This window comes from Streptomonospora arabica, from assembly GCF_039531585.1.
Lineage (GTDB): Bacteria > Actinomycetota > Actinomycetes > Streptosporangiales > Streptosporangiaceae > Streptomonospora > Streptomonospora halophila.
On record NZ_BAAAQI010000008.1, the window covers coordinates 48397 to 72482 of the forward strand.

General features: G+C 77.0%; 4 protein-coding genes. All 4 read left to right on the top strand.

Annotated features, from left to right (window positions below; genetic code table 11):
• Window positions 1–33: 33 nt before the first annotated feature.
• The 4 genes from ABD284_RS14965 (at window position 34) to ABD284_RS14980 (ending at window position 24034) form a co-directional block, all read left to right on the top strand.
• On the top strand, window positions 34–309 hold the full coding sequence (locus tag ABD284_RS14965) for a phosphopantetheine-binding protein (RefSeq protein WP_344143622.1): 276 nt from the start codon (window positions 34–36) through the stop codon (window positions 307–309).
• Window positions 310–353: 44 nt separating this feature from the next.
• Window positions 354–1856: a tryptophan 7-halogenase gene (locus ABD284_RS14970; protein ID WP_344143623.1), complete on the top strand. Its 1503-nt coding sequence runs from the start codon at window positions 354–356 to the stop codon at window positions 1854–1856.
• A 117-nt stretch (window positions 1857–1973) separates the two neighbouring features.
• Window positions 1974–16361, top strand: a complete 14388-nt coding sequence (locus tag ABD284_RS14975) for an amino acid adenylation domain-containing protein (RefSeq protein WP_344143624.1) — start codon at window positions 1974–1976, stop codon at window positions 16359–16361.
• Window positions 16358–24034 (top strand): amino acid adenylation domain-containing protein, encoded by a 7677-nt coding sequence (locus ABD284_RS14980; protein ID WP_344143626.1) that lies wholly within the window; start codon window positions 16358–16360, stop codon window positions 24032–24034. Before ABD284_RS14975 ends, ABD284_RS14980 begins: the two co-directional genes overlap by 4 nt.
• The last annotated feature ends 52 nt before the right edge of the window (window positions 24035–24086 follow it).

Below are 24086 nucleotides of genomic sequence, written 5' to 3' on the forward strand. Positions count from 1 at the left end.
GACCGAGACCCTGCGACCCGAGGAGAACACGCCGTGTCCGAAAACCCCGCCGCCGACCGGGCGGACCAGGCCGCCGAGAGCAGCGGCGAGCTGACCGCCGAGCGCGTCCGCGCCGACGTCGAGCAGGTGCTGGGCGAGCCCGCCGGCTCGCTGGGCGAGCAGGACGACCTGCTCGACCGCGGCATGGACTCGATCCGCCTGATGAGCCTGGTCGAGAGCTGGCGCAAGGCCGGTGTCGAGACCGACTTCATCACCCTGGCCGAGGAGCCCACGGTCGCCGCCTGGACCCGGCTGCTGCTCGACCGGTAACCCCGCCCCCCTCCCGAGACCGTCCCAGACCAGGAGCCGCGAGCATGAGCGCCCCAGAGGAATTCGATGTCATCGTCGTCGGAGGCGGCCCCGCCGGCTCCACCGCCGCCACACTGATCGCCGACCAGGGCCACCGGGTCGTGCTGCTGGAGAAGGAGCGGTTCCCCCGCTACCAGATCGGGGAGTCGCTGCTGCCCGCCACCGTGCACGGCGTCTGCCGCCTGCTCGGCGCCGACGAGGAGATGCGCGCCGCCGGGTTCACCACCAAGCGCGGCGGCAGCTTCCGGTGGGGCACCGCCCCCGATCCGTGGAACTTCCTGTTCGCCCTGTCGCCCGCGCTTTCCGGACCGACCTCCTACGCCTACCAGGTCGACCGCATGACCTTCGACGACATCCTGCTGCGCAACGCCGCCCGGCACGGGGTCGACGTGCGCGAGGAGTCGTCGGTGCTGGAGGCGGTCACCGGCGGCGGCCGCGTCACCGGCGTCGTCTACAGCGACCCCTCGGGCGCCCGCCGCGAACTGGCCGCCGCCCACGTGGTCGACGCCTCCGGCAGCACCGGCCGCCTGCACGCGGCCGCCGGCGGCACCCGCCACTACTCCGACTTCTTCCAGAACCTCGCCGTCTTCGGCTACTTCGCCGGCGGCGGCCGGATGCCCGAGCCCGACGCCGGCAACATCCTCTGCGCCGCCTTCGACGAGGGCTGGCTGTGGTATATCCCGCTGCGCGACGACCTCACCAGCGTCGGCGCCGTCCTCAACCGCGACCAGGCCCCCCGCATCCAGGCCGACCGCGAGGGCACGCTGCGCGCGTCCATCCAGCGCTGCGAAATCGTCCGCGACCTGCTCGGCGACACCGAGCGCATCACCCAAGGCACCTACGGCAGCGTCCGGGTGCGCCGCGACTACTCCTACGCCAACACCCGCTTCTGGGCGCCCGGCATCACCCTCATCGGCGACGCCGCCTGCTTCATCGACCCGGTGTTCTCCACCGGCGTGCACCTGGCCACCTACAGCGGGCTGCTCGCCGCGCGCTCCCTCAACAGCGTGCTCGCCGGAGACCTGAGCGAGGAGCGGGCCTTCGACGAGTTCGAGGGCCGCTACCGGCGGGAGTACGCCGTCTTCTACGAGTTCCTCGCCGCCTTCTACGACATGCGGCAGCGCGAGGAGACCTACTTCTGGAAGGCCCGCAAGGTCACCAACATGCAGACCGACGACATGCAGGCGTTCGCCACCCTGGTCGCCGGCGCCTCCTCGGCCGAGACGGCGCTGGTGGGCGCCGACTCCCTGGCGCACCGGTTCAGCTCCTCCTCGGCCGAGCTGACCGGGGCCGTGGAGCGCACGGGCGCCGCACGCACCGACAGCGGCGAGCGCATGACCGAGCTGTTCCGCGCGCCCGTGGTGGCCGACGTGATGTCGGAGATGAACCGCATCCAGCAGCGCGGCGTCACCGGCCCGGCCACCGCCGAGACCCCGCTGCTCGACGGCGGCCTGGTGCCCTCCGCCGACGGCCGGCGCTGGGCCGAGCCCGACGCCGCACCCGCCTGACCCGCGCCGGTCCGCGCCCGCCCGGCGCGGACCGGCCCAGCCGTCCCGCGTTCCGCCGAATCCGGCAGAGGGCCTTCGGCGCCCGTGCCGGCCGCGTTCTCCCGAAAGCAGCGCACCATGACCCAGACCCGCCCCTCCCCGACCCCCGTGTCGCTGGCACTCACCGGCGCCCAGCGCGGCGTCTACTACGCCCATCACGTCGCATCGGCCGGCGCGGACCCCGCCGCCGGGCGCTACAACGTGGGCCAGTACATCGACCTGCCCGGCCGGCTGGACCCCGCGCTGCTGCGGGCGGCCCTGGAGCGCACCGTCGCCGAGACGGACACCCTGCGCACCGTCGTCGCAGACGGCGGGGTGCGGCCGGGGCGCGGGGGCGCCGCGGGGCCGGAGGACGGCCGGGACGAGCCGCACCAGCTCCTCCACCCCGACCTGCCCTGGGACGGGCCGCTGCTGGAGGAGGCCGACTTGAGCGGGCGCGAGGACCCGCGCGGCGCGGCGCTCGCGCTGATGCGCGCCGACATGGCCGCGCCCGTCGACCTCGCCGTCGGCCCGCTGCACCGGTTCGTGCTCTACCGCATCGGCCCCGAGCGCCACCTGTGGTTCCAGCGCTTCCACCACGTCGTCGCCGACGCCTACGCCATCACGACCTTCACCCGCCGCGTCGCCGAGGTCTACACCGCCCTCGCCTCCGGGCAGAGCCCCGAGCGCAGGTTCGGCGACCTCTCCGCGGTCGTCGCCGAGGAGGAGGACTACGCCGCCTCGGAGCGGCGCGCCGCCGATCGCGAGTACTGGAGCGCGCTGCTGGCCGACCGGCCCGAACCGCCGCTGCTCAGCGACGCGCCGCCGGCGCCCGCACCGGCCGTCGTCACGGCCGCCGGCGGGCTGGACGCGCAGACCGCCGAGCGGCTGGCCGAGCTGGGCGGGCGCTCCGGCGCCAGCTGGGCCGAGACGGTCGTCGCCGCCTTCGGCTGCTACGTCCACCGCCGCACCGGCGCCCGCGACGTCGTGCTCGGCATGCCCGCCATGGGCCGCCTGGGCTCGGCCGCCCTGCGCACGCCCGCCATGGTGGTCAACGTGCTGCCGCTGCGCCTGGGCCTGCACCCCGCCGACACCGTCGCCGACCTGCTCGCGCACACCACCGCCCGGCTGCGCGAGCTGCGCGCCCACCAGCGCTACCGGGCCGAGGACGTGCGCCGCGACCTCAGCCTGGTGGGGCGCGGAACCGCGCTGCACGGGCCGATGATCAACATCAAGGCCTTCGACTACGACCTCGACTTCGGCGGGGTCCGCGGCACCGCGCGCACCCTGTCCGAGGGCCCCGTCGACGACGTGTCGCTGTCGGTCTACCGCGACACCGGCAGCGGCGGGCTGCGCTTCGAGCTCAACGGAAACGCCGCCCGCTACACCGCCGAGGGACTGGACGCGCTGCTGGCCGAGTTCGGCCGGCTGCTGCGCGGTATCGCGGCAGAGCAGGGCGCGCCCGAGCAGGCCGACCGCAGGCCGCTGGGCACCCTGGACATCGCCGACGCCGCGGCGGCCTCCGGCCCTGCCGCCGAGGTGCCCGGCGCCCCGGTGGCCGACCTGGTCGCCGAGGCCGCCCGCCGCACGCCCGACGCCCCCGCTGTGGTTGCGGGTGGTGTCGCGGTGTCGTTCGCGGAGTTGGCGGGGCGTGCGGATGCGTTGGCGGTGCGGTTGCGTGCGGCGGGTGCGGGTCCGGAGTGTGTGGTGGCGGTGGCGTTGCCGCGGTCGGTGGATCTGGTGGTGGCGCTGTTGGCGGTGGGGCGTGCGGGTGGGGTGTATCTGCCGGTGGATCCGGGGTTTCCGGTGGAGCGGGTGGGGTTCATGCTGGCGGATTCGGGTGCGCGGTTGGTGGTGACCGATGCGGCGACGGGCGCGGGCCTGCCCGACACGCCCGGGGGAACCCGGCGCATCGTGCTGTCGCGGCCCGCGGAGGACCCCGAGCCCGTGCCCGAGAGCGAGGCCGGCGGCTCCCGGCCGTCCCTCGCCGCCGGCACGGTCGCCGGCAGTGCCGCCTACATCCTCTACACCTCGGGGTCGACGGGGCGGCCCAAGGGTGTGGTGGTCTCGCACGGTGCGCTGGCGAATTTTCTGGCGGACATGGGTGAGCGGTTCCCGCTGGCGGCGGGGGAGCGGCTGCTGGCAGTGACCACGGTGGGCTTCGACATCTCGGCGCTGGAGCTGTATCTGCCGCTGCTGGCCGGTGCCGCGGTGGTGCTGGCCGATCGGGACACCGTCCGCGACCCCGCCGCACTCGCCGACCTGCTGGAGTCCTCCGGTGCGTCGGTGATGCAGGCCACTCCCACGCTGTGGCGGGCGCTCGCCGAGGAGCGGCCCGAGTCCCTCGCGGGCCTGCGGGTGCTGACGGGCGGCGAGGCGCTGCCGGAGGCGCTGGCCGAGGAGCTGGCAAGCCGCGCCGAGCGGGTCGTGAACCTCTACGGGCCCACCGAGACCACGATCTGGTCCACCGCAGCGGGCATCGGGGCGGGCCGCCGCCGCCCGGCCGCCGCCCCCGCGTCCATCGGCGCGCCCATCGCCAACACCTGCCTCTACGTGCTCGACGCCGCGCTGCGCCCGGTGCCCGCCGGTGCGGCCGGGGAGCTCTACATCGCGGGCGCGGGCCTGGCCCGGGGCTACCACGGCCGGGCCGGGCTGAGCGCGGAGCGGTTCGTCGCCGACCCGTTCGGCCCGGCCAGCACCCGCATGTACCGCACCGGCGACGTCGTCCGCTGGGATTCCGACGGCGCGCTGGCCTACGTCGGCCGCGCCGACTTCCAGGTCAAAATCCGCGGGTTCCGCATCGAACTCGGCGAGATCGAGACCGCTCTGGCCGACCAGGACGGCGTCGCCCACGCCGTGGCCGCAGCCCGCGAGGACGAGCCGGGCCGGCCGCGCCTCGTCGGCTACGTCCGCCCGGCCGCCGGCGCCGCACCCGACCCCGCCGCGCTGCGCGCCGCCCTCGCCGCGCGCCTGCCCGAGTACATGGTGCCCTCCGCCGTGGTGGTGCTGGAGGAGTTCCCGCAGACCGCCAACGGCAAGACCGACCGCGCGGCCCTGCCCGCCCCCGCCCTCGCCGCGGCGGACGAGCCCGAGGCCCCCGCCGGGCCGTTCGAGGCCCGGCTGCGCGCCATCCTGGCCGACGTGCTGGACACCGGCGCCCTCGGCGGCGCCGACGACTTCTTCGCCCTCGGCGGCCACTCCCTGCTCGCCACCCGCGCCGCCAACCGCATCCGCGCCGAGCTGGGCGTGGAGGCGCGCGTGCGCGACCTCTTCGACGCCCCCACCCCCGCCGGGCTCGCCGCCCTGCTGGCGGCGCGCCCCGCGGCACGGCCGCCGCTCACCCGGCGCGCCGACCCCGACGCACCCGCGCCGCTGTCCTACGCCCAGGAGCGCTTGTGGTTCCTGGACCGGCTGCACGGGCCCGGCGCCGCTTACAACGTCCCGCTCGCCTTCCGGCTGCGCGGCGCCGTGGACGCCGGCGCGCTGGCCGCCGCCCTGCGCGACGTCGTCCTGCGCCACGCGATCCTGCGCACCGTCTACACTCCCGGCAGCGGCGGCGCCGCCGCGCACCAGCGCGTCCTCGCGCCCGAGGAGGTCGGCGAGGTGCTGGAGGTCCGCGACGTCGCGGAACCCGAGCTGGACGCCGACGTGCACGAGGTGCTGCACCGGCCCTTCGACCTGGCCCGCGACACCGCCGTGCGCGCCGCGCTGCTGCGCACCGCACCGGGCGAGGCCGTGCTCGCGTTCGCGTTCCCGCACATCGCCACCGACGAGTGGTCCGAGGCGCCGTTCGTCCGCGACCTCGACGCCGCCTACGCCGCCCGCCGCGCCGGCCGCGCACCGCACTGGGAGCCGCTCGCCGTCGACTACGGCGACTTCGCCGCCTGGCAGCGCGCGTGGCTGGGCGAGGCCGGCGACCCGGCGAGCCCCCTGGGGCGCCAGCTCGCGTTCTGGCGCGGCGCCCTCGCGGGCGCGCCCGCCGAGCTCGACCTGCCCGCCGACCGGCCGCGCCCCGCTGCCCCGGACGGCGCCGGCGCGGCCGTCGACTTCGCCCTCGGCGCCGCCGAGCACCGCGCGCTGCTGGAACTGGCCGAGGGGCACGGCGCCACCGCGTTCATGGTCCTGCAGTCGGCGGTGGCCGTGCTGCTGCACCGCATGGGCGCGGGCGAGGACATCCCCATCGGCACACCCGCCGCCAACCGCGACGACGCCGCGGTGCACGACACCGTCGGCATGTTCCTGAACATGCTGACGCTGCGCACCGACCTCTCCGGCGGCCCCGACACCGCCGAGCTGCTCGCGCGGGTGCGCGCGGCCGACGTCGCCGCCTTCGCCAACGCCGACGCGCCCTTCGACCGCGTCGTGCAGGAGTGCGGCGCCTGCGGCTCGCTGGCGCGCCACCCGCTCTTCCAGGTCATGCTCACCTACCAGCGCGACCCCGACCGGCCGGCGCTGCTGGGCACCGAGTCCGGCATCCACCCGGTGGACATGCGCGCGGCAAAGGTCGACCTGGAGTTCACGTTCGCCGAGCGCCCCGGGACCCGCGGGCTGGCGGGCACGCTGCGCTACGCCACCGCCCGCTTCGACGCCGAGACCGCCGCGCGGATGGCCGAGCGGCTGCGGCTGGTGCTGGGGGCCATGGCCGCCGACCCCGGTCGGCGCGTCGGCACCATCGACGTCCGCACCGAGGACGAGCGGCGCCTGCTCGCCGCGGCCAACGCCACCGAGCGTCCCACCGGACCGCTGCTGCCCGAACGCCTGGCCCGCGCCGCCGCCGCGAACCCGCAGCGCACCGCTGTGGTTGCGGGTGGTGTCGCGGTGTCGTTCGCGGAGTTGGCGGGGCGTGCGGATGCGTTGGCGGTGCGGTTGCGTGCGGCGGGTGCGGGTCCGGAGTGTGTGGTGGCGGTGGCGTTGCCGCGGTCGGTGGATCTGGTGGTGGCGCTGTTGGCGGTGGGGCGTGCGGGTGGGGTGTATCTGCCGGTGGATCCGGGGTTTCCGGTGGAGCGGGTGGGGTTCATGCTGGCGGATTCGGGTGCGCGGTTGGTGGTGACCGATGCGGCGACGGGCGCGGGCCTGCCCGACACGCCCGGGGGGCCGCGGCGGCTGCTGGTCGACGACCCGGCCACCTGGCCCGAGCCCGCGCACGATGACACCGGGCCGGATTGCTTCCCGGTCGCCGGCAGTGCCGCCTACATCCTCTACACCTCGGGGTCGACGGGGCGGCCCAAGGGTGTGGTGGTCTCGCACGGTGCGCTGGCGAACTTTTTGGCGGACATGGGTGAGCGGTTCCCGCTGGCGGCGGGGGAGCGGCTGCTGGCGGTGACCACGGTGGGCTTCGACATCTCGGCGCTGGAGCTGTATCTGCCGCTGCTGGCCGGTGCCGCGGTGGTGCTGGCCGATCGCGATACCGTCCGCGACCCCGCCGCACTCGCGGACGCCCTCGCCGCATCGGGGGCCTCCGTCGTGCAGGCCACCCCGAGCCTCTGGCGCGCGATCGTCGACGAGGCTCCCGCGGCGGCGGACGGGCTGCGGGTGCTGGTGGGCGGCGAGGCGCTGCCGGAGGCGCTGGCCGAGGAGCTGGCACGTCGCGCCGAGGGGGTCGTGAACCTCTACGGGCCCACCGAGACCACGATCTGGTCGACCGCGGCGCCGGTGGAGTGCGGCCGCCCCGTCACCGTCGGCGCGCCCATCGCCAACACCCGTGTCCACGTGCTCGACGCCGGGCTGCGCCCGGTGCCTCCGGGCGTGGCGGGCGAGCTCTACATCGCGGGCGCGGGTCTGGCCCGGGGCTACCACGGCCGGGCCGGGTTGAGCGCGGAGCGGTTCGTCGCCGACCCGTTCGGTCCGGCCGGCGCCCGTATGTACCGCACCGGCGACGTGGTGCGCTGGACCCGCGCCGGGGAGCTGGAGTACCTGGGCCGCTCCGACTTCCAGGTCAAGGTTCGCGGGTTCCGCATCGAACTCGGCGAGATCGAGGCCGCCCTCGCCGGACACCCCGGCATAGCCCAGGCCGTGGCGGCGGTGCGCACCGGCGACGGCGCCGACGCGTCGGTCGCCGCCTACGTCGTCGCCGCGCCCGGCGCCGCCCCGCTCGACCCGGCGGCGGTGCGCGCGCACGCGGCCGCGCTCCTGCCCGACTACATGGTCCCCTCCGCCGTGGTGGTGCTGGAGGAGCTCCCGCTGACCGCCAACGGCAAGACCGACCGGGCCGCCCTTCCCGCGCCCCAGCGGGCCGACGCCGCCGCGGGTCCCGGACGCGCGCCGCGCACCCCCGAGGAGGAGGCCGTCTGCGCCGCGATCGGCGAGGTGCTGGACACCGGCGCGGTCGGCGCCGACGACGACTTCTTCGCGCTGGGTGGGCACTCCCTCGCCGCCGCCCGCGCGGCCAACCTGCTGCGCACCCGCCTGGGCGCCGACATCGGGGTGCGCGACCTGTTCGAGGCGGCGACCCCGGCCCGGGTCGCCGCGCGCATCGCCGAGCGGGCGCGGGCCGCCGCCGGCGCCCGGCCCGCCCTGGCCGCCCGCCCGCTGCCCGACAGCGTCCCGCTCTCCGCCGAACAGCGGCGGCTGTGGCTGCTGGAGACCGGAGGGGCGGCCCCCGGCGGCGCCTACAACGTGCCCTGGACGCTGCGGATCAGCGGCGCCCTCGACACTGCCGCCCTGGAGCAGGCGGTGGCCGACGTGCTCGCCCGCCACGCCGTGCTGCGCACCCGCTTCTCCCGCCGCGCCGACGGCGAGCCCGAGCAGCGCGTGGTCCCCCTCGACCGGCTGCCCCGGCCGCTGGTCGCGGTGGAGAGCGCGGCCGAGGAGACCCCCGACCGGTTGGACCGGGCCGCGCGCGAGCCCTTCGACCTGGTCGGCGGTACACCCGCCCGGTTCACCCTCTTCACCGACGGCGGCGGCGAACGGCACGTGCTGCTGGCGGTGTTCCACCACATTGCGGTGGACGAGTGGTCGCAGGCGCCGTTTCTGCGGGATCTGGATGCGGCCTATCGGGCGCGGTGTGCAGGCGGGGCTCCGGGGTGGGCTCCGCTGCCGGTGCAGTATGCGGACTATGCGGTGTGCCAGGCCGAGCTGCTGGGGTCGGTGGAGGATCCGGCGAGCAGGGCGTCGCGCCAGCGGGGGTTCTGGCGGGAGGCTCTGGCGGGGCTGCCCGAGGAGGTCCCGCTGCCCGCCGACCGGCCCCGCGCGGGCGCGGGCGGCGGTGAAGGCGGCCTGGTGCGCTTCGGGCTGCCCGCCGGGCTGACCGGCGCCGTTTCCCGCCTCGCCGAGCAGACCCGCACCAGCCGCTTCATGGTGCTGAGAGCGGCGGTGGCGGTGCTGCTGCACCGCATGGGGTCGGGCGAGGACATCCCGCTGGGCACGCCCGCCGCCAACCGCACGGACGAGGCGCTGCACGACGCCGTGGGCATGTTCCTCAACACCCTGGTGCTGCGCACCGACCTGTCGGGCGACCCCGCCTTCCGCACGCTGCTGGAGCGGGTGCGCGAGGCGGACCTCGCCGCGTTCGCCAACGCAGACCTGCCGTTCGACGACGTCGTCGACGCCCTCAACCCCGTACGCGCCGCCGGACGCAACCCGCTGTTCCAGGTCATGGTGAGCAATCAGACGCGGCCTGCGGAGACCGACGGGCTGCTGGGACTGCGCACCCGGCTGGAGGACCAGGTCGTCGACACCGCCAAGTTCGACCTGGAGATCGTGTTCATCGAGCGGCCCGGCACCGACGCGCTGGACGCGGCGGTGCGCTACGCGGCGGACCGCTTCGACCGCGGCACGGTCGAAGACCTGACCCGCCGGTTCACTCTGCTGCTGGGCGCGGCGCTGGACGACCCGGACCGGCCGGTGGGCGACCTGCCGCTGCTGGCGGAGGGCGAGCGTGAGCGGCTGGTGGTGGGGGCGGAGGCGGCGTCCCACCCGGTGGCCGAGGAGACGCTGCCGGAGCTGCTCGCTGGGGGCGCGGGTTCGGATGCCGTGGTGGTCGGTGCCGACGGGGGCGTCCTTTCGCGTGCGGAGTTCGACGCGCGGGTGTACCGGTTGGCGCGGGAGCTGATCGCCCGCGGTGCGGGTCCGGAGTGTGTGGTGGCGGTGGCGCTGCCGCGGTCGGTGGATCTGCTGGTGGCCCTGCATGCCGTGGTGTGGGCGGGTGCGGCGTATCTGCCGGTCGAGCTGGATCAGCCGGGCGAGCGGGTGGCGTTCGTTCTGGCCGACGCGCATCCGGCGCTGGTGGTCTGCCGCGCCGAGGACACCGCCGAACTGCCGGACGTCGAGGGGGTCGAGGTCCTCGCCCTCGACGAACCGGCGACCGCCGCACTCGTCGCGGACCGCCCGGACGGCCCCCTCACCGACGCGGAGCGGGCGGTGGGGCTGCGGGGCGGGCATCCGGCCTATGTCATCTACACGTCGGGTTCCACGGGCCGGCCCAAGGGTGTAGTGGTCTCGCACCGGGCGATCGTGAACCGGCTGGCGTGGATGCAGGGCGCCTACGGGCTGGGTGCCGGCGACCGCGTGCTGCTGAAGACGCCGGTGTCCTTCGACGTGTCGGTGTGGGAGCTGTTCTGGCCCTTCGCCGCCGGCGCGGGCCTGGTCGTCGCCGAGCCCGGCGGGCACCGCGACCCCGCCTACATCGCCGCGACCGTCGCCGCCCGCGGCGTCACCGTGTGCCACTTCGTGCCCTCGATGCTGCGCGTCTTCGCCGACGCGCCCGAGGCGGGACGCTGCACGTCGCTGCGGCGCGTCTTCGCCTCCGGCGAGGCGCTCGGCGCGGACCTGGCGCGCCGGTTCCACGACGTGCTGCCGCATGCGGCGCTGGCGAACCTGTACGGGCCCACCGAGGCGGCGGTGGACGTGACGGCCTTCGACACCGGCGCCGAAGCCTTCTCCGGGCCGGGGGTGCCGATCGGGCGGCCGGTGTGGAACACCGGGGTCTACGTCCTCGACGCGCGCCTGCGGCCCGTCCCGGCCGGAGTGGCGGGCGAGCTGTACCTGGCGGGAGTCCAACTGGCGCGGGGGTACCACGGCCGGGCCGGGCTGAGTGCGGAGCGGTTCGTCGCCGACCCGTTCGGTCCGGCCGGCTCCCGCATGTACCGCACCGGCGACGTGGTGCGCTGGACCCGCGCCGGGGAGCTGGAGTACCTGGGCCGCTCCGACTTCCAGGTCAAGGTGCGCGGCATGCGCATCGAACTCGGCGAGATCGAGCACGCGCTCACCGGCTTCCCCGAGGTCGGCGGCGCCGCCGTCCGCGCGCTGGCCGGTGCGGCCGGCGACACCCGCCTGGTCGGCTACGTCGTGCCCGCGCCCTCCCGCGCGGCCGACCCCGGACGGCTGCGCGCCGCGCTGGCCGCGCGGCTGCCCGAGCACATGGTGCCCGAGGCGCTGGTGGTGCTGGACGCCTTCCCGCTGACGGCCAACGGCAAGCTCGACCGCGCCGCCCTGCCCGAACCGGCCCCCGCGGTACCCGGGGGCGGTGCCGGACGCGCCGCCGCCGGAGGGCGCGAACAGCTGGTCTGTGACCTCTACGCGGAACTGCTGGGGCTGGAGCGGGTCGGCGCCGACGACGGGTTCTTCGACCTGGGCGGCAACTCGCTGGCCGGCGCCCGCCTGGTCAACGCGCTGCGCGCCCGGCTGGGTGCGGAGCTGGGCGTGGCCGACCTGTTCGAGGCGCCCACCCCCGCCGCCCTCGCCGCACGGATCGCCGCCGGTACCGACACCCGCCCGCCCGTCCGGGGCGGCGCCGCGGCCGAGTCCGGCGAGGAGGCCCCGCTGTCGGCGGCCCAGCGCGGGCTGTGGGCGAGTGCTCAGGTGCCCGGCACCGAGGCGTCCTACAACGTCGCCTGGGTGCTGCGGCTGCGCGGCGGCATCGACGTCGACGCGCTGTGCGCCGCCGTCGCCGACGTCGCCGCACGCCACGAGATCCTGCGCACCGCCTACCCCCGCGTCGGCGGCGAACCCCGCCAGCGCGTTCTGGACACCCCCAAGGCCCTCGACCCGCTGCGCGTGGTGCGCGTCGGGGCGGCCGATCCGGACCGGCTCGTCGAGGAGGCCGCCCGGCGCCCCTTCGACCTGGAGACCGAGCCCGCCTACCGGCCCGTCCTCTTCGCCGCGGACTCCGGCGAGTACGTGCTGCTCAACCTCTTCCACCACATTGCGGTGGACGAGTGGTCGCAGGCGCCGTTTCTGCGGGATCTGGATGCGGCCTATCGGGCGCGGTGTGCAGGCGGGGCTCCGGGGTGGGCTCCGCTGCCGGTGCAGTATGCGGACTATGCGGTGTGGCAGGCCGAGCTGCTGGGGTCGGTGGAGGATCCGGCGAGCAGGGCGTCGCGCCAGCGGGGGTTCTGGCGGGAGGCTCTGGCGGGGCTGCCCGAGGAGGTGCCGCTGCCCGCCGACCGGCCCCGCCCGGCCGCGCCCACGGACGAGGGCGGCACCGCGGCGTTCGCGATCCCCCCCGACCTCGTGCGCGCGCTCACCCGCCTGGGCCGCGAGCACGCCGCCACCCCGTTCATGGTCCTGCAGTCGGCGGTGGCGGTGCTGCTGCACCGCATGGGGTCGGGCGAGGACATCCCGCTGGGCACGCCCGCCACGAGCCGCACCGACGAGGCGCTGCACGACGCCGTGGGCATGTTCCTCACCACGCTGGTGCTGCGCACCGACCTCTCGGGCGCACCCGGATTCGGCGAGGTCGTGGAGCGCGCCCGCGCGTTCGCGGTGTCGGCGTTCGCCAACGCCGACCTGCCCTTCGACCGGGTCGTCGACGCCCTCAACCCCGTGCGCGCCGCCGGACGCAACCCGCTCTTCCAGGTCATGGTCAGCCACCAGACCCGCCCCGCGTTGGACGGCGGGCTGTTCGGCGCCGATGCGGCCGTCGACGACGCCGTGAGCCGCACGGCCGCCCGCTTCGACCTGGAGTTCGAGTTCGTGGAGCGCCCGGGCGAGGACGGCATGGAGGCCGCCGTCCGCTACGCGGCCGACAGGTTCGACGCCGAGACCGTGCGCGACCTCGGCGACCGGCTGCTGCGCCTGCTCGGCGCGGCGCTGGACGACCCGGACCGGCCGGTGGGCGACCTGCCGCTGCTGGCGGAGGGCGAGCGTGAGCGGCTGGTGGTGGGGGCGGAGGCGGCGTCGCACCCGGTGGCCGAGGAGACGCTGCCGGAGCTGCTGGCCCGGGGGGCCGAGCCGCCGACCGCCGGTTCGGACGCGGCGGTGGTCGGCGTGGACAGTGGTGTCCTTTCGCGTGCGGAGTTCGACGCGCGGGTGTACCGGTTGGCGCGGGAGCTGATCGCCCGCGGTGCGGGTCCGGAGTGTGTGGTGGCGGTGGCGCTGCCGCGGTCGGTGGACCTGGTGGTGGCGCTGCACGCGGTGGTGTGGGCGGGTGCGGCGTATCTGCCGGTCGAGCTGGATCAGCCGGGCGAGCGGGTGGCGTTCGTGCTGGCCGACGCGCATCCGGCGCTGGTGGTCTGCCGCGCCGAGGACGCCGCCGACCTGCCCGCGGAGCCCGCCGTGCCGCGGCTCGTGCTGGACGACCCCGCCACCGCGGAGCGGGTGGAGAGCCGCGGCGCGGACCCGGTGGCCGACGCGGAGCGGGCGGCGGGGCTGCGGGGCGGGCATCCGGCCTATGTCATCTACACGTCGGGTTCCACGGGCCGGCCCAAGGGCGTGGTGGTCTCGCACCGGGCCATCGTTAACCGGCTGGCGTGGATGCAGGGCGCCTACGGGCTGGGTGCCGGCGACCGCGTGCTGCTGAAGACGCCGGTGTCCTTCGACGTGTCGGTGTGGGAGCTGTTCTGGCCCTTCGCCGCCGGCGCGGGCCTGGTCGTCGCGGCGCCGGGAGGCCACCGCGACCCCGGCTACCTGGCCGGGCTTATCCGGGACGCGGGCGTGTCGGTGTGCCACTTCGTGCCGTCGATGCTGCGCGTATTCGCCGAGGAACCGGACGCGGCGCGCTGCACGTCGCTGCGCCGCGTGTTCGCCTCCGGCGAGGAACTGGGCGCCGAGGCGGCCCGGCGTTTCCGCACGCTGCTTCCGCGCGCCGCGCTGGCGAACCTGTACGGGCCCACCGAGGCGGCGGTGGACGTGACCGCCTTCGACACCGGCGCCGAAGCCTTCTCCGGGCCGGGGGTGCCGATCGGGCGGCCGGTGTGGAACACCGGGGTCTACGTGCTCGACGGCCGCCTCGCACCGGTTCCGGCCGGAGTGGAGGGCGAGCTGTACCTGGCGGGAGTCCAACTGGCGCGGGGGTATGCCAACCGGGCGGGGCTGTCGGCGGAGCGGTTTGTGGCCGACCCGTTCGGCGCCCCCGGGTCGCGGATGTACCGCACCGGCGACGTGGTCCGGTGGGACCGCGCGGGCCGGCTCGTCTTCACCGGCCGCTCGGACTTCCAGGTGAAGGTGCGCGGCATGCGCATCGAACTCGGCGAGATCGAGCACGCGCTCACCGGCTTCCCCGAGGTCGGCGGCGCCGTCGTCACCGCGCGGCGCGGCGCGGCGGGCGCCGACCGGCTCGCCGCCTACGTGACGCCCGCCGCCGGAGCGGGAGGCCGATCCGGCGGCCCCGACCCCGCGGCGCTGCTGCGCCGGCTGGCCGCGCGGCTGCCCGAGCACATGATCCCCGCCGCGGTGACCGTCCTCGACGCCTTCCCGCTCACCGCCAACGGCAAGCTCGACCGCGCCGCCCTGCCCGCGCCCGACCTCGCCGAGCACGCCGGCGCGGGCCGCGGCGCCCGCGACCCGCGCGAGGAGCTGCTGTGCGGCGTCTTCGCCGAGCTGCTGGGGCTGGAGCGCGTCGGCGCCGAGGACGGGTTCTTCGCCCTCGGCGGCGACAGCATCCTCGCCATCCGGCTCGTCGGCCGCGCCCGCGCCCGCGGGCTGGAGCTGACCCCGGCCGACGTGTTCACCGAGCAGACCCCCGAGCGCCTCGCCCTGGCCGCCGCGAGCGCACCCGCCGGGGACGCCGCCGAACAGGAGAGCGGCCGCGACGACGGCACCGGCGACGTCGAGCCGACCCCCGTCATGCACTGGCTGCGCGAGCGCGGGGGACCGGTGGACGGGTTCAGCCAGGCCGCCGCGGTCACCACCCCCGCGGGCGCCGGCACCGGCGGCCTGGCCACTGTGCTGCAAGCGGTGCTGGACGCCCACGCCATGCTGCGCGCCCGGCTGACCGCCGGCGGCGACGGATGGCTGCTGCGCGCCGCCGAGCCCGGCGCCGTCGCGGCCGCCGACGTGCTGGTGCGCCGCGACGCGGCCGGACTGGACGAGGCGGGACTGGCCCGCGCGGCCGCCGACGCGGCCGCCGACGCCCAGCGCCGCCTCGACCCGCACGCCGGCGCGATGCTGCGCGCGGTGTGGCTGGACCGCGGCCCCGACCGGGCCGGGCGGCTGGTGCTCGTCGTCCACCACCTCGCCGTCGACGGCGTCTCCTGGCACATCCTGCGCGCCGGCCTCGCCGCCGCGTGGAACGACGCCTCCGCCGGCCGGCCGCCGGTCCTCCCGGCGCCGCAGACCTCCTTCGCCCGCTGGGCGCAGCGGCTGCGCGCCGAGGCCGCCGCCGCGCACCGCACCGCCGAACTGGCCGCCTGGCAGGAGATCACCGCCGCCCCGCAGTCGCAGGCGGCCGCGGAGGTCCGGGCGTTCGGCAGGCCCGACCCCGAGCGCGACACCGCCGCGACCCTGCGCCGGTTCACCGTCTCGCTGTCGGCGCCCGACACCGCGGCGCTGCTCACCCGGGTCCCCGCGGCCTTCCATGCCGGAGTCGAGGACGTGCTGCTCAGTGCGCTCGCGCTGGCCGCCGCCGAATGGCGCGCCGCGCGCTCCGGCGGCGCGGGCGACGCGGACGCCGTGCTGCGCCTCGCCCTTGAGGGCCACGGCCGCGAACAGCAGCTGTTCCCCGGAACCGACGTCTCGGGGACCGTCGGCTGGTTCACCGCCGTCCACCCCGCCCGCCTGGACGTCACCGGACTCGACCCCGCCGACGCCCGCGCGGGCGGGCCCGCCTCCGGCGACGCGCTCAAGCGGGTCAAGGAGCAGCTGCGCGCCCGCCCCGGCGACGGGGGCATCGGCTACGGCCTGCTGCGCTACCTCAACCCCGGCACCGCCGGGGCGCTGGCCGCCGACCCCGAGCCGCCGCTGCTGTTCAACTACCTGGGCCGCGTCGCGGTCGCCGGAGAGCACGAGCCGTGGGCCGTGGCACCGGAGACCGGCGCGCTCCCGCCCGGCGCCGACCCCGGCATGCCCGTGCGCCACGCGCTGGAGCTCAACGCCCTCACCCGCGACGGCGCCGAGGGGCCCGTGCTGGCGGCCACCTGGGCCTGGCCGGAGCGGCTGCTGGCCGAAGGGGACGTCCGCGACCTCGCCGACGCCTGGTTCGCCCAGCTCAGCGGGATCGTCGCGCACGGCGGGGCGCCGGAGGCGGGCGGGCACACGCCGTCGGACCTGTCCCTGCCGGACCTCGACCAGGACGAGATCGACGAATTCGAAGCAGAGTGGAGGCTCACGTGAGCAACGCATCCGGCCTGGAGGACATCCTGCCGCTGACGCCGCTCCAGGAAGGGCTGCTGTTCCAGAGCCAGATCGACGCCGAGGGCGCCGACGTCTACAACGTCCAGATCGCCCTGGAGCTGGCGGGAAACCTCGACGCCGAGCGGCTGCACGCCGCCGCCGACGCCCTGCTGGTGCGCCACCCCAACGTGCGGGCGGCGTTCCGGCGCCGCAAGAACGGGCAGCCGGCCGCGCTCGTCGGTACGCGGGTGCCCGCTCGCTGGACGCAGACCGACCTGACCGGCCTGGACGCCGGCGCGCAGGACACCGAACTGCAGCGCGTCCGCGACGAGGAGCGCCGCACGCGCTTCGACCTCGCCGCCCCGCCGCTCATCCGCTTCGTCCTGGTGCGCCGGGCGCCGGGCGACCACGTCCTCGTGCTCACCCACCACCACATCCTGCTCGACGGCTGGTCGCTGCCGCGGCTGGTGCGCGACCTGTTCCGCCTCTACGCCGCCGACGGCGCGGCACTGCCCCGCGCGGCGCCGTTCCGCGACCACCTGCGATGGCTCGCCCGGCAGGACACCGGTGCGGCGCTCGCGGCCTGGCGCGCATCCCTGGCCGGCGTGGAGGGCGCCACCCGCGTCGCCGAGGCGTTCGACGCCGGCGGCCCGACCGGCGTGCCGGATGCGGACGGCGGCGGCCCGGCCGAGCCGCGCGGCCTCGTCCGCGACCTGTCCGCCGAGCTCACCGCAGCGGTGCGCGACCTCGCACGGGGCCAGGGCGTCACGCTCAACACCGTGCTCCAGGCGGCGTGGGGTCTGGTGCTGGGGCACCTGCTCGACAGCCGCGACGTCGTCTTCGGCACCGCCGTCTCGGGCCGCCCCCACGAGCTGCCCGGCGCCCAGGAGGCGGTGGGGCTGTTCGTCAACACGGTTCCGGTGCGGGTGCGCCTGGACCCGGCCGAGAGCGCGGCCGCGCTGCTGGACCGGCTGCGCGGCGAGCAGGCCGCCCTGCTCGACCACGCCCACGTCGGCCTCGCCGAGATCCAGCGGGCGGCCGGAGTGCCGGAGCTGTTCGACACCCTGATGGTCGTGGAGAACTACCCGGTGGAGGGCACCGACCCCGCCGAGGACGTCCCCGGGCTGCGGGCCCGCGTGCTGGGCTCCACCGACGCGACGCACTACCCGCTGTCCCTCGCGGTCGTCCCCCCTCCGCCCGGTGCCCAGGCCGCCCGGCTGCGGCTGACCTTCGGCTACCGGCCCGACACCGTCTCCCGGGCCCGGGCCGAACTGGCCGCGGAGTGCCTGGCGAGCGTCCTGCGTGCGATGGCGGCCGCGCCCGGTACGCCGGTGGCGCGGTTGGCGGTCCTCCCGCCCCACCGCGTACCGGCGCCTACCACCGCCCTGGCCGCCCACCGCACGGCGGCCTACGCCGCGATCGGCCGCAGCGGGCGGCCCCGGCGCTCCGGCGCCGCGCCGAGCACGACCGCGACCGCGGGCGCGCAGCCGCCCGAGGGGACGGATGCGCTGCTCGCCCCCTCCGACCACGCCGCCGGGACCGACGGCCCCGGCCCACACGCCCCCGCTGCCCAGGCCGCGGGCGGACCGCCGCCGGCTCCCGCACCCGCCGCCGAAGGCCGGGTGCGGCCCTCGCGGGCCGAGGAGGCGGCCGAGGCCGACGCACTGCGCCCGGCCACCTTCGTTGAACTGCTGCGGCGGCGGGTGGCCGGCTCGCCCGACTCCGTGCTGGTGGAGGACGAGGACACCGTCCTCACCGCCGCCGAGGCCGACGACCGCTCCGACCGCCTCGCGCGGGTGCTGCTGGGCCGCGGCGCCGGGCCGGAGCGCGTGGTCGCGCTGGCCGTGCCCCGGTCGGCGGAGCTGGTCGTGGCGCTGCTTGCGGTGCTCAAGTCCGGATCGGCCTACCTGGCGCTCGACCCGGACTACCCCGACGACCGGCTCGCGCACATGCTCGCCGACTCCCGGCCCGCCTGCGTCGTCGCCACCGCTGAGCTGAGCGCGCGCGTCGCCGGTCTCACCGGCGCCGAACGGGTGGTGGCCGACGACCCCGCCACCGCCGGCGAGATCGCCGCCGCCCGGCCCGGCGCCATCACCGACGCCGAGCGCGGCGCCCCGGTCCTGCCCGCCACCGCCGCCTACCTCGTCTACACCTCCGGCTCGACGGGTCTGCCCAAAGGCGTCGTCGTCAGCCACGCCGGCGTGGCCAAGCTCGTGGCCACCGCCGCCCGCCGCCTCGGCGCCGGCGCCGACAGCCGCATCGCCCAGCTCGGCTCGCCCAGCTTCGACGTGGCCTTCTGGGAGTTCGTCATGGGCGTGCTCTCCGGCGGCCGGCTCGTGGTGGTGCCGCCCGAGCGGCGCGTCCCCGGGCCGCCGCTGACCGACTACCTGCGCGACCGCGGGGCCACCCACGCCGGCCTGCCGCCCGCGCTGCTGTCGGCGCTGCCCGAGGACGCCGAGCTGCCCGAGGGCATGACGGTCCTCGCCGGCACCGAGGCCGTGCCGGGCGCCCTGGTGCGCCGCTTCGCCGCCGACGGGCGAGCCATGTTCAACTGCTACGGCCCCACCGAGGCCACGGTGAACGCCACGCTGGGGGAGTGCCGGCCGGACGCGGTGGGGGACCGGGTGCCCATCGGCCGCCCCGACCCCGGTGTGCGCGCCTACGTGCTCGACTCCATGCTGCGCCCGGTGCCCGCCGGCGTGCCCGGCGAGCTGTACCTCGGCGGCGCCGGGCTGGCACGCGGCTACCTGGGGCGGCACGGGCTCAGCGCCGCGCGGTTCGTCGCCGACCCCTTCGGCGCACCCGGCGCCCGCATGTACCGCACCGGCGACCGGGTCGTGTGGAACGCCGAAGCCGACCTGGAGTTCCTGGGCCGGACCGACGACCAGGTCAAGATCCGCGGCATGCGCGTCGAGCTCGGCGAGGTCGAGTCGGCGCTGGCCGCCCACCCCGACGTCGCCGGCAGCGCCGCCGCCGTGCACCGCGACGGGGCGGGGTCCGCGGTCCTGGCCGCCTACGCCGTTCCGCGGGCGGGCCGGGTGCTGGACGCGCGGGCGCTGCGCGACCACCTCGCCGCCGCACTGCCCACCGCGATGCTTCCCGCCGCGGTGGTCCCGCTGGAGGCGATGCCCGTCCTGCCCAACGGCAAGACCGACCGCGCCGCCCTGCCCGCACCCGACCTGACCGCCGCGGCCGGCGGGCGCCCGCCGCGCAACCAGGTCGAGGAGCTGCTGTGCGGCCTCTTCCGGGAGGTCCTGGAGGTCGGCGAAGCCGGCGTCGACGACGACTTCTTCGCGCTGGGCGGCCACTCGCTGCTGGCGACCCGGCTGGTCACCCGCATCCGCGCGGTGCTGGGCCGCGACGTCGCGCTGCGCACGGTGTTCGACGCGCCCACGGTGGCCCGGCTCGCCGAACGGCTGCGCCCCGCCGGCGGGCGCCCGCCGCTGCGGCCCGCCGAGCGGCCCGAGCGCCCCCCGCTGTCCCACGCCCAGCAGCGGATGTGGTTCCTCTACCGGCTCGACGGCCCGCGCCCCACCTACAACATCCCCTTCTGCGCGCGGCTGCGCGGCCCGTTGGACCGCGCGGCGCTCGCCGAGGCGCTGGCCGACGCCACCGCGCGCCACGAGAGCCTGCGCACCGTCTTCCCCGACGAGGACGGCGTTCCCTACCAGCACATCCTGGATCCGGAGCGGGCCCGGCCCGAGCTGCCGCTCACCGAGGCCGGCGAGGACGAGCTGCCCGGTCTGCTCGCCGAGGCCGCCGCCTACGGCTTCCGCCTGGACGCCGAGCCGCCGCTGCGCGCCCGCCTCTTCCGCACCGGCGAGGACGAGCACGTGCTGCTCCTGCTGCTGCACCACATCGCCGGCGACGGCTGGTCGGCGCGCCCGCTGCTGCGCGACATCGGGACCGCCTACACCGCGCGCAGCGGCGGCCGTGCGCCCGGCTGGGCGCCGCTGCCCGTGCAGTACGCCGACTACGGCCTGCACCAGCGCGCCGTGCTGGGCGCCGAGGACGACCCCGCAAGCGCCGTCCACGCGCAGGCGGCGTACTGGCGCCAGGCGCTGCGCGGGCTGCCCGAGGAGCTGTCCCTGCCCACCGACCGGCCCCGCCCGGCCGCCTCCAGCGGGCGCGGCGCCGCCGTCGAGCTGGAGCTGCCGGCCGAGCTGAGCGCCCGGCTGCGCGCACTGGCCCGCAGTCACGACACCAGCGTGTTCATGGTGCTGCAGGCCGCGCTGGCCGCGCTGCTGACGCGGCTGGGGGCCGGCACCGACATCCCCATCGGCTCGCCGGTGGCCGGGCGCGACGACGCCGCGCTCGACGACCTCGTCGGGTTCTTCGTCAACACGCTGGTGCTGCGCACCGACACCTCCGGCGACCCCGCCTTCACGGACCTGCTGGCGCGGGTGCGCGAGGCCAACCTGGCCGCCTACGAGAACTCCGACATCCCCTTCGAGCACCTGGTGGAGATCGTCAACCCCGCGCGGTCGATGAGCCGCCACCCCCTGTTCCAGGTCATGCTGGCCTACCAGAGCGGCGCCGGGCCCAGGCTGACCATGGCGGGCCTGCGGGCCGAGCGCGAGCCGGTGGCCGCCCCCGGCGGCAAGTTCGACCTGGCCTTCGAGTTCCGCGACCCCGGCGAAGGCGGAGGCGCCGACGGCGCCGACGGGGCGATGCGCTGCGTGGTCGACTACAGCACGGACCTGTTCGACGCGCCGACCGTGCGCAACGTCGCGCTGCGCCTGGAGCGGCTGCTCGCGGCCGCCGCGGACGACCCCGCCGCACCCGTGGGGCGCCTGGACCTGCTCACCGCCGAGGAGACCGCCCGGATCACCCGCGACGCCGAAGGACCGCGCCTGCCCGTGACCGCCCCGGCGACCCTTCCCGCGCTGTTCGAGGCCGCGGCCGCAGGCGGCCCCGACCACCCCGCCCTGGTCGGCGGGGGCGAGAGCCTGAGCTTCGCCGAGCTGAACCGGCGGGCCAACCGGCTCGCACACGAGCTGGCCGCCCGCGGCGCCGGGCCGGAGTCGGTCGTGGCGCTGCTGCTGCCGCGCTCGCCCGAGACGCTGGTCGCGATCCTGGCTGTGCTCAAGTCCGGCGCCGCCTACCTGCCGGTCGACCCCGCCTACCCCGACGAGCGCGTCGCCCACATGCTGGCCGACGCCGCCCCGCTGATCACCGCCACCGCACCGGAGCTGGCGGAGCGGGCCGCCGCGCTGGGCGCCCGCGGAATCCTCGCCCTGACGCCCGAAACCGCGGCCGAACGGCCGGAGACCGACCCCGCCGACACCGACCGCACAGCGCCGCTGCACCCCGACCACCCCGCCTACGTCATCTACACCTCCGGCTCCACCGGCAGGCCCAAGGGCGTGGCGGTCACCCACCGCAGCCTCGCCAACCTGTTCCGCAGCCACCGCGAGACGCTGCACCGGCCCACCCGGCGCCGCGCCGGACGCGACCGGCTGCGCGTCGGCCACGCGTGGTCGTTCTCCTTCGACGCCGCGTGGCAGCCGCAGCTGTGGCTGCTGGACGGCCACGCTGTGCACGTCGTCACCGAGGACGCCATGCACGACCCGGCGCTGCTGGTGGAGCGCATCCGCACCGAGCGCTTCGACTTCATCGAGGTGACGCCCTCCCACCTGCTCCAGCTGATCCGCGCCGGGCTGAGCGAGCCGGGCACGCACACCCCCACGACGCTGGGTGTGGGCGGCGAGGCGGTGCCGGCGTCGCTGTGGCGGCGGCTGCGCGAGCTGGAGGAGCAGGGCACCGCCACCTACAACCTCTACGGCCCCACCGAGACCACGGTCGACGCCCTCGCGGCGCGGGCGGGCGAGCACGAGCGCCCGGTCATCGGCCGCCCCACCGCCAACACCGCCGCCCATGTGCTCGACGAGCGGCTGCGCCCGGTGCCCCCGGGCGTGGTCGGCGAGCTGTACCTGGGCGGTGCCGGGCTCGCGCGCGGGTACCTGCGGCGCGGCGGGCTGACCGCGGACCGGTTCGTCGCCGACCCGTTCGGCGGGCCCGGCGCGCGCATGTACCGCACCGGCGACCTGGTGCGGCGCATGCCCGACGGGTCGGTGGACTACGTCGGCCGCGCCGACGACCAGGTCAAGGTGCGCGGGTTCCGCGTCGAGCCGGGCGAGATCGCCGCCGCCCTGAGCGAGCACCCCGCCGTCGACCAGGCCGTCGTCGACACCTGGGAGGTCTCGCCGGGCGACCGGCGCCTGGCCGCCTATGTCATCCCCGCACCCGCGAATCGGGAAGGCTCCGGCGCGCCGCAGCCGCCCGCGGCGCCGCACGCAACGGGTCTGCCCGACACCGCCGAACTGCGCGCCCACCTCGCCGGGCGGCTGCCCGACTACATGGTGCCCGCGGCGTTCCTGCCGCTGGAGTCGCTGCCGCTGACCGCGCACGGCAAGCTCGACCGCACGGCGCTCCCGGCGCCCGACCCGGCCGAGTTGGCGCCGGCGCCCGGGCGCGAGCCGCGCGACGCGGCCGAAGCGGTGCTGTGCGAGGTGTTCGCCGAGGTGCTGGGCGCGCACCGGGTCGGCGCGGACGACGACTTCTTCGACCTGGGCGGCCACTCGATGCTGCTGGTGCGGCTGCGCTCGCGCATCGAGGCCGAGACCGGCACCCGCGCGGCGATCGCCGACCTGTTCGCCAACCCCTCGCCGGCCGCCCTCGCCGCGCACCTGGCCTCACTCGGCGCCCGCTCCGCCGGCCCCGGCGCGCGGACCGGGCCCCGACCGGCGCGGGAGGCGCCCGGCGAGCCGCGCGTCGCCGTGCTGCGCGCGGGCGGCGGACGGCCGCCGCTGTTCTGCATCCACCCCGCGAGCGGGTTCAGCCTGCCCTTCGTCGGGCTGCGCCGCCACCTGGCCGCCGAGGTGCCCATCCTTGGCCTGGAGGCGCCCGCACCGGGTGCGCAGGCGCCGGGTACCGTCGCCGGGCTCGCACGCGCCTACGCGGCGCGCATCCGCAGCGAGTCGCCCGACGGCCCCTACCGGCTCGCCGGGTGGTCCTTCGGCGGCACGCTGGCCCAGGCCGTGGCCGCCGAGCTGGCCGGGGCGGGCGCGGACGTCGAACTGCTCGCGCTGCTCGACGCCTACCCGGCGCCCTGGCACGCGCGGCGGCACTTTGCCGGCGCCTCCGGCGCACCCGCCCATGACACCTGCGCCGAGCGGGGGCGGGGTGGGGGTGCTGGGGAGGTCGCCGTCGAGGACCCGTGCGCCGAGCGGGGGCGGGGTGGGGGTGCTGGGGAGGTCGCCGTCGAGGACCCGTGCGCCGAGCGGGGGCGGGGTGGGGGTGCTGGGGAGGTCGCCGTCGAGGACCCATGCGCCGAGCGGGGGCGGGGTGCGGGTGCTGGGGAGGTCGCCGTCGAGATGGGCGCCGAACGCGGCGACCCCGGCATGGCCGTGGCCAACCGGCGCTGGGCCGTCCGCCTGCTGGAGGCCTCCGCCGGTGAGGAGCCCCGCCGCCACCCCGGCGGCGCACTCTGCTTCACGGCCAAGGACGCCCCCGACGGCGCCGCACGCGCCTGGGAGCCCCACATCGGCGGCGGGATCGAGCACCACGAGGTCCCCGCATCCCACGACGACCTGCTGTCCGCCGAAGGGCTGGCCGTGATCGGCCCCGCTCTCGCCGCCCGCCTCGCCGCGTCCGCGGACCCGGAGGGGTGAGCGCCGGTCCGGCCCGCGCCGCGGCCACCCGGCCGTGGCACCGCCGCACCTG

Excerpts from the sequence above, each read along its gene's own strand:
- ABD284_RS14975 (WP_344143624.1), top strand. The coding sequence starts at position 1,974 with ATGACCCAGACCCGCCCCTCCCCGACCCCCGTGTCGCTGGCACTCACC.
- ABD284_RS14970 (WP_344143623.1), top strand. The coding sequence starts at position 354 with ATGAGCGCCCCAGAGGAATTCGATGTCATCGTCGTCGGAGGCGGCCCC.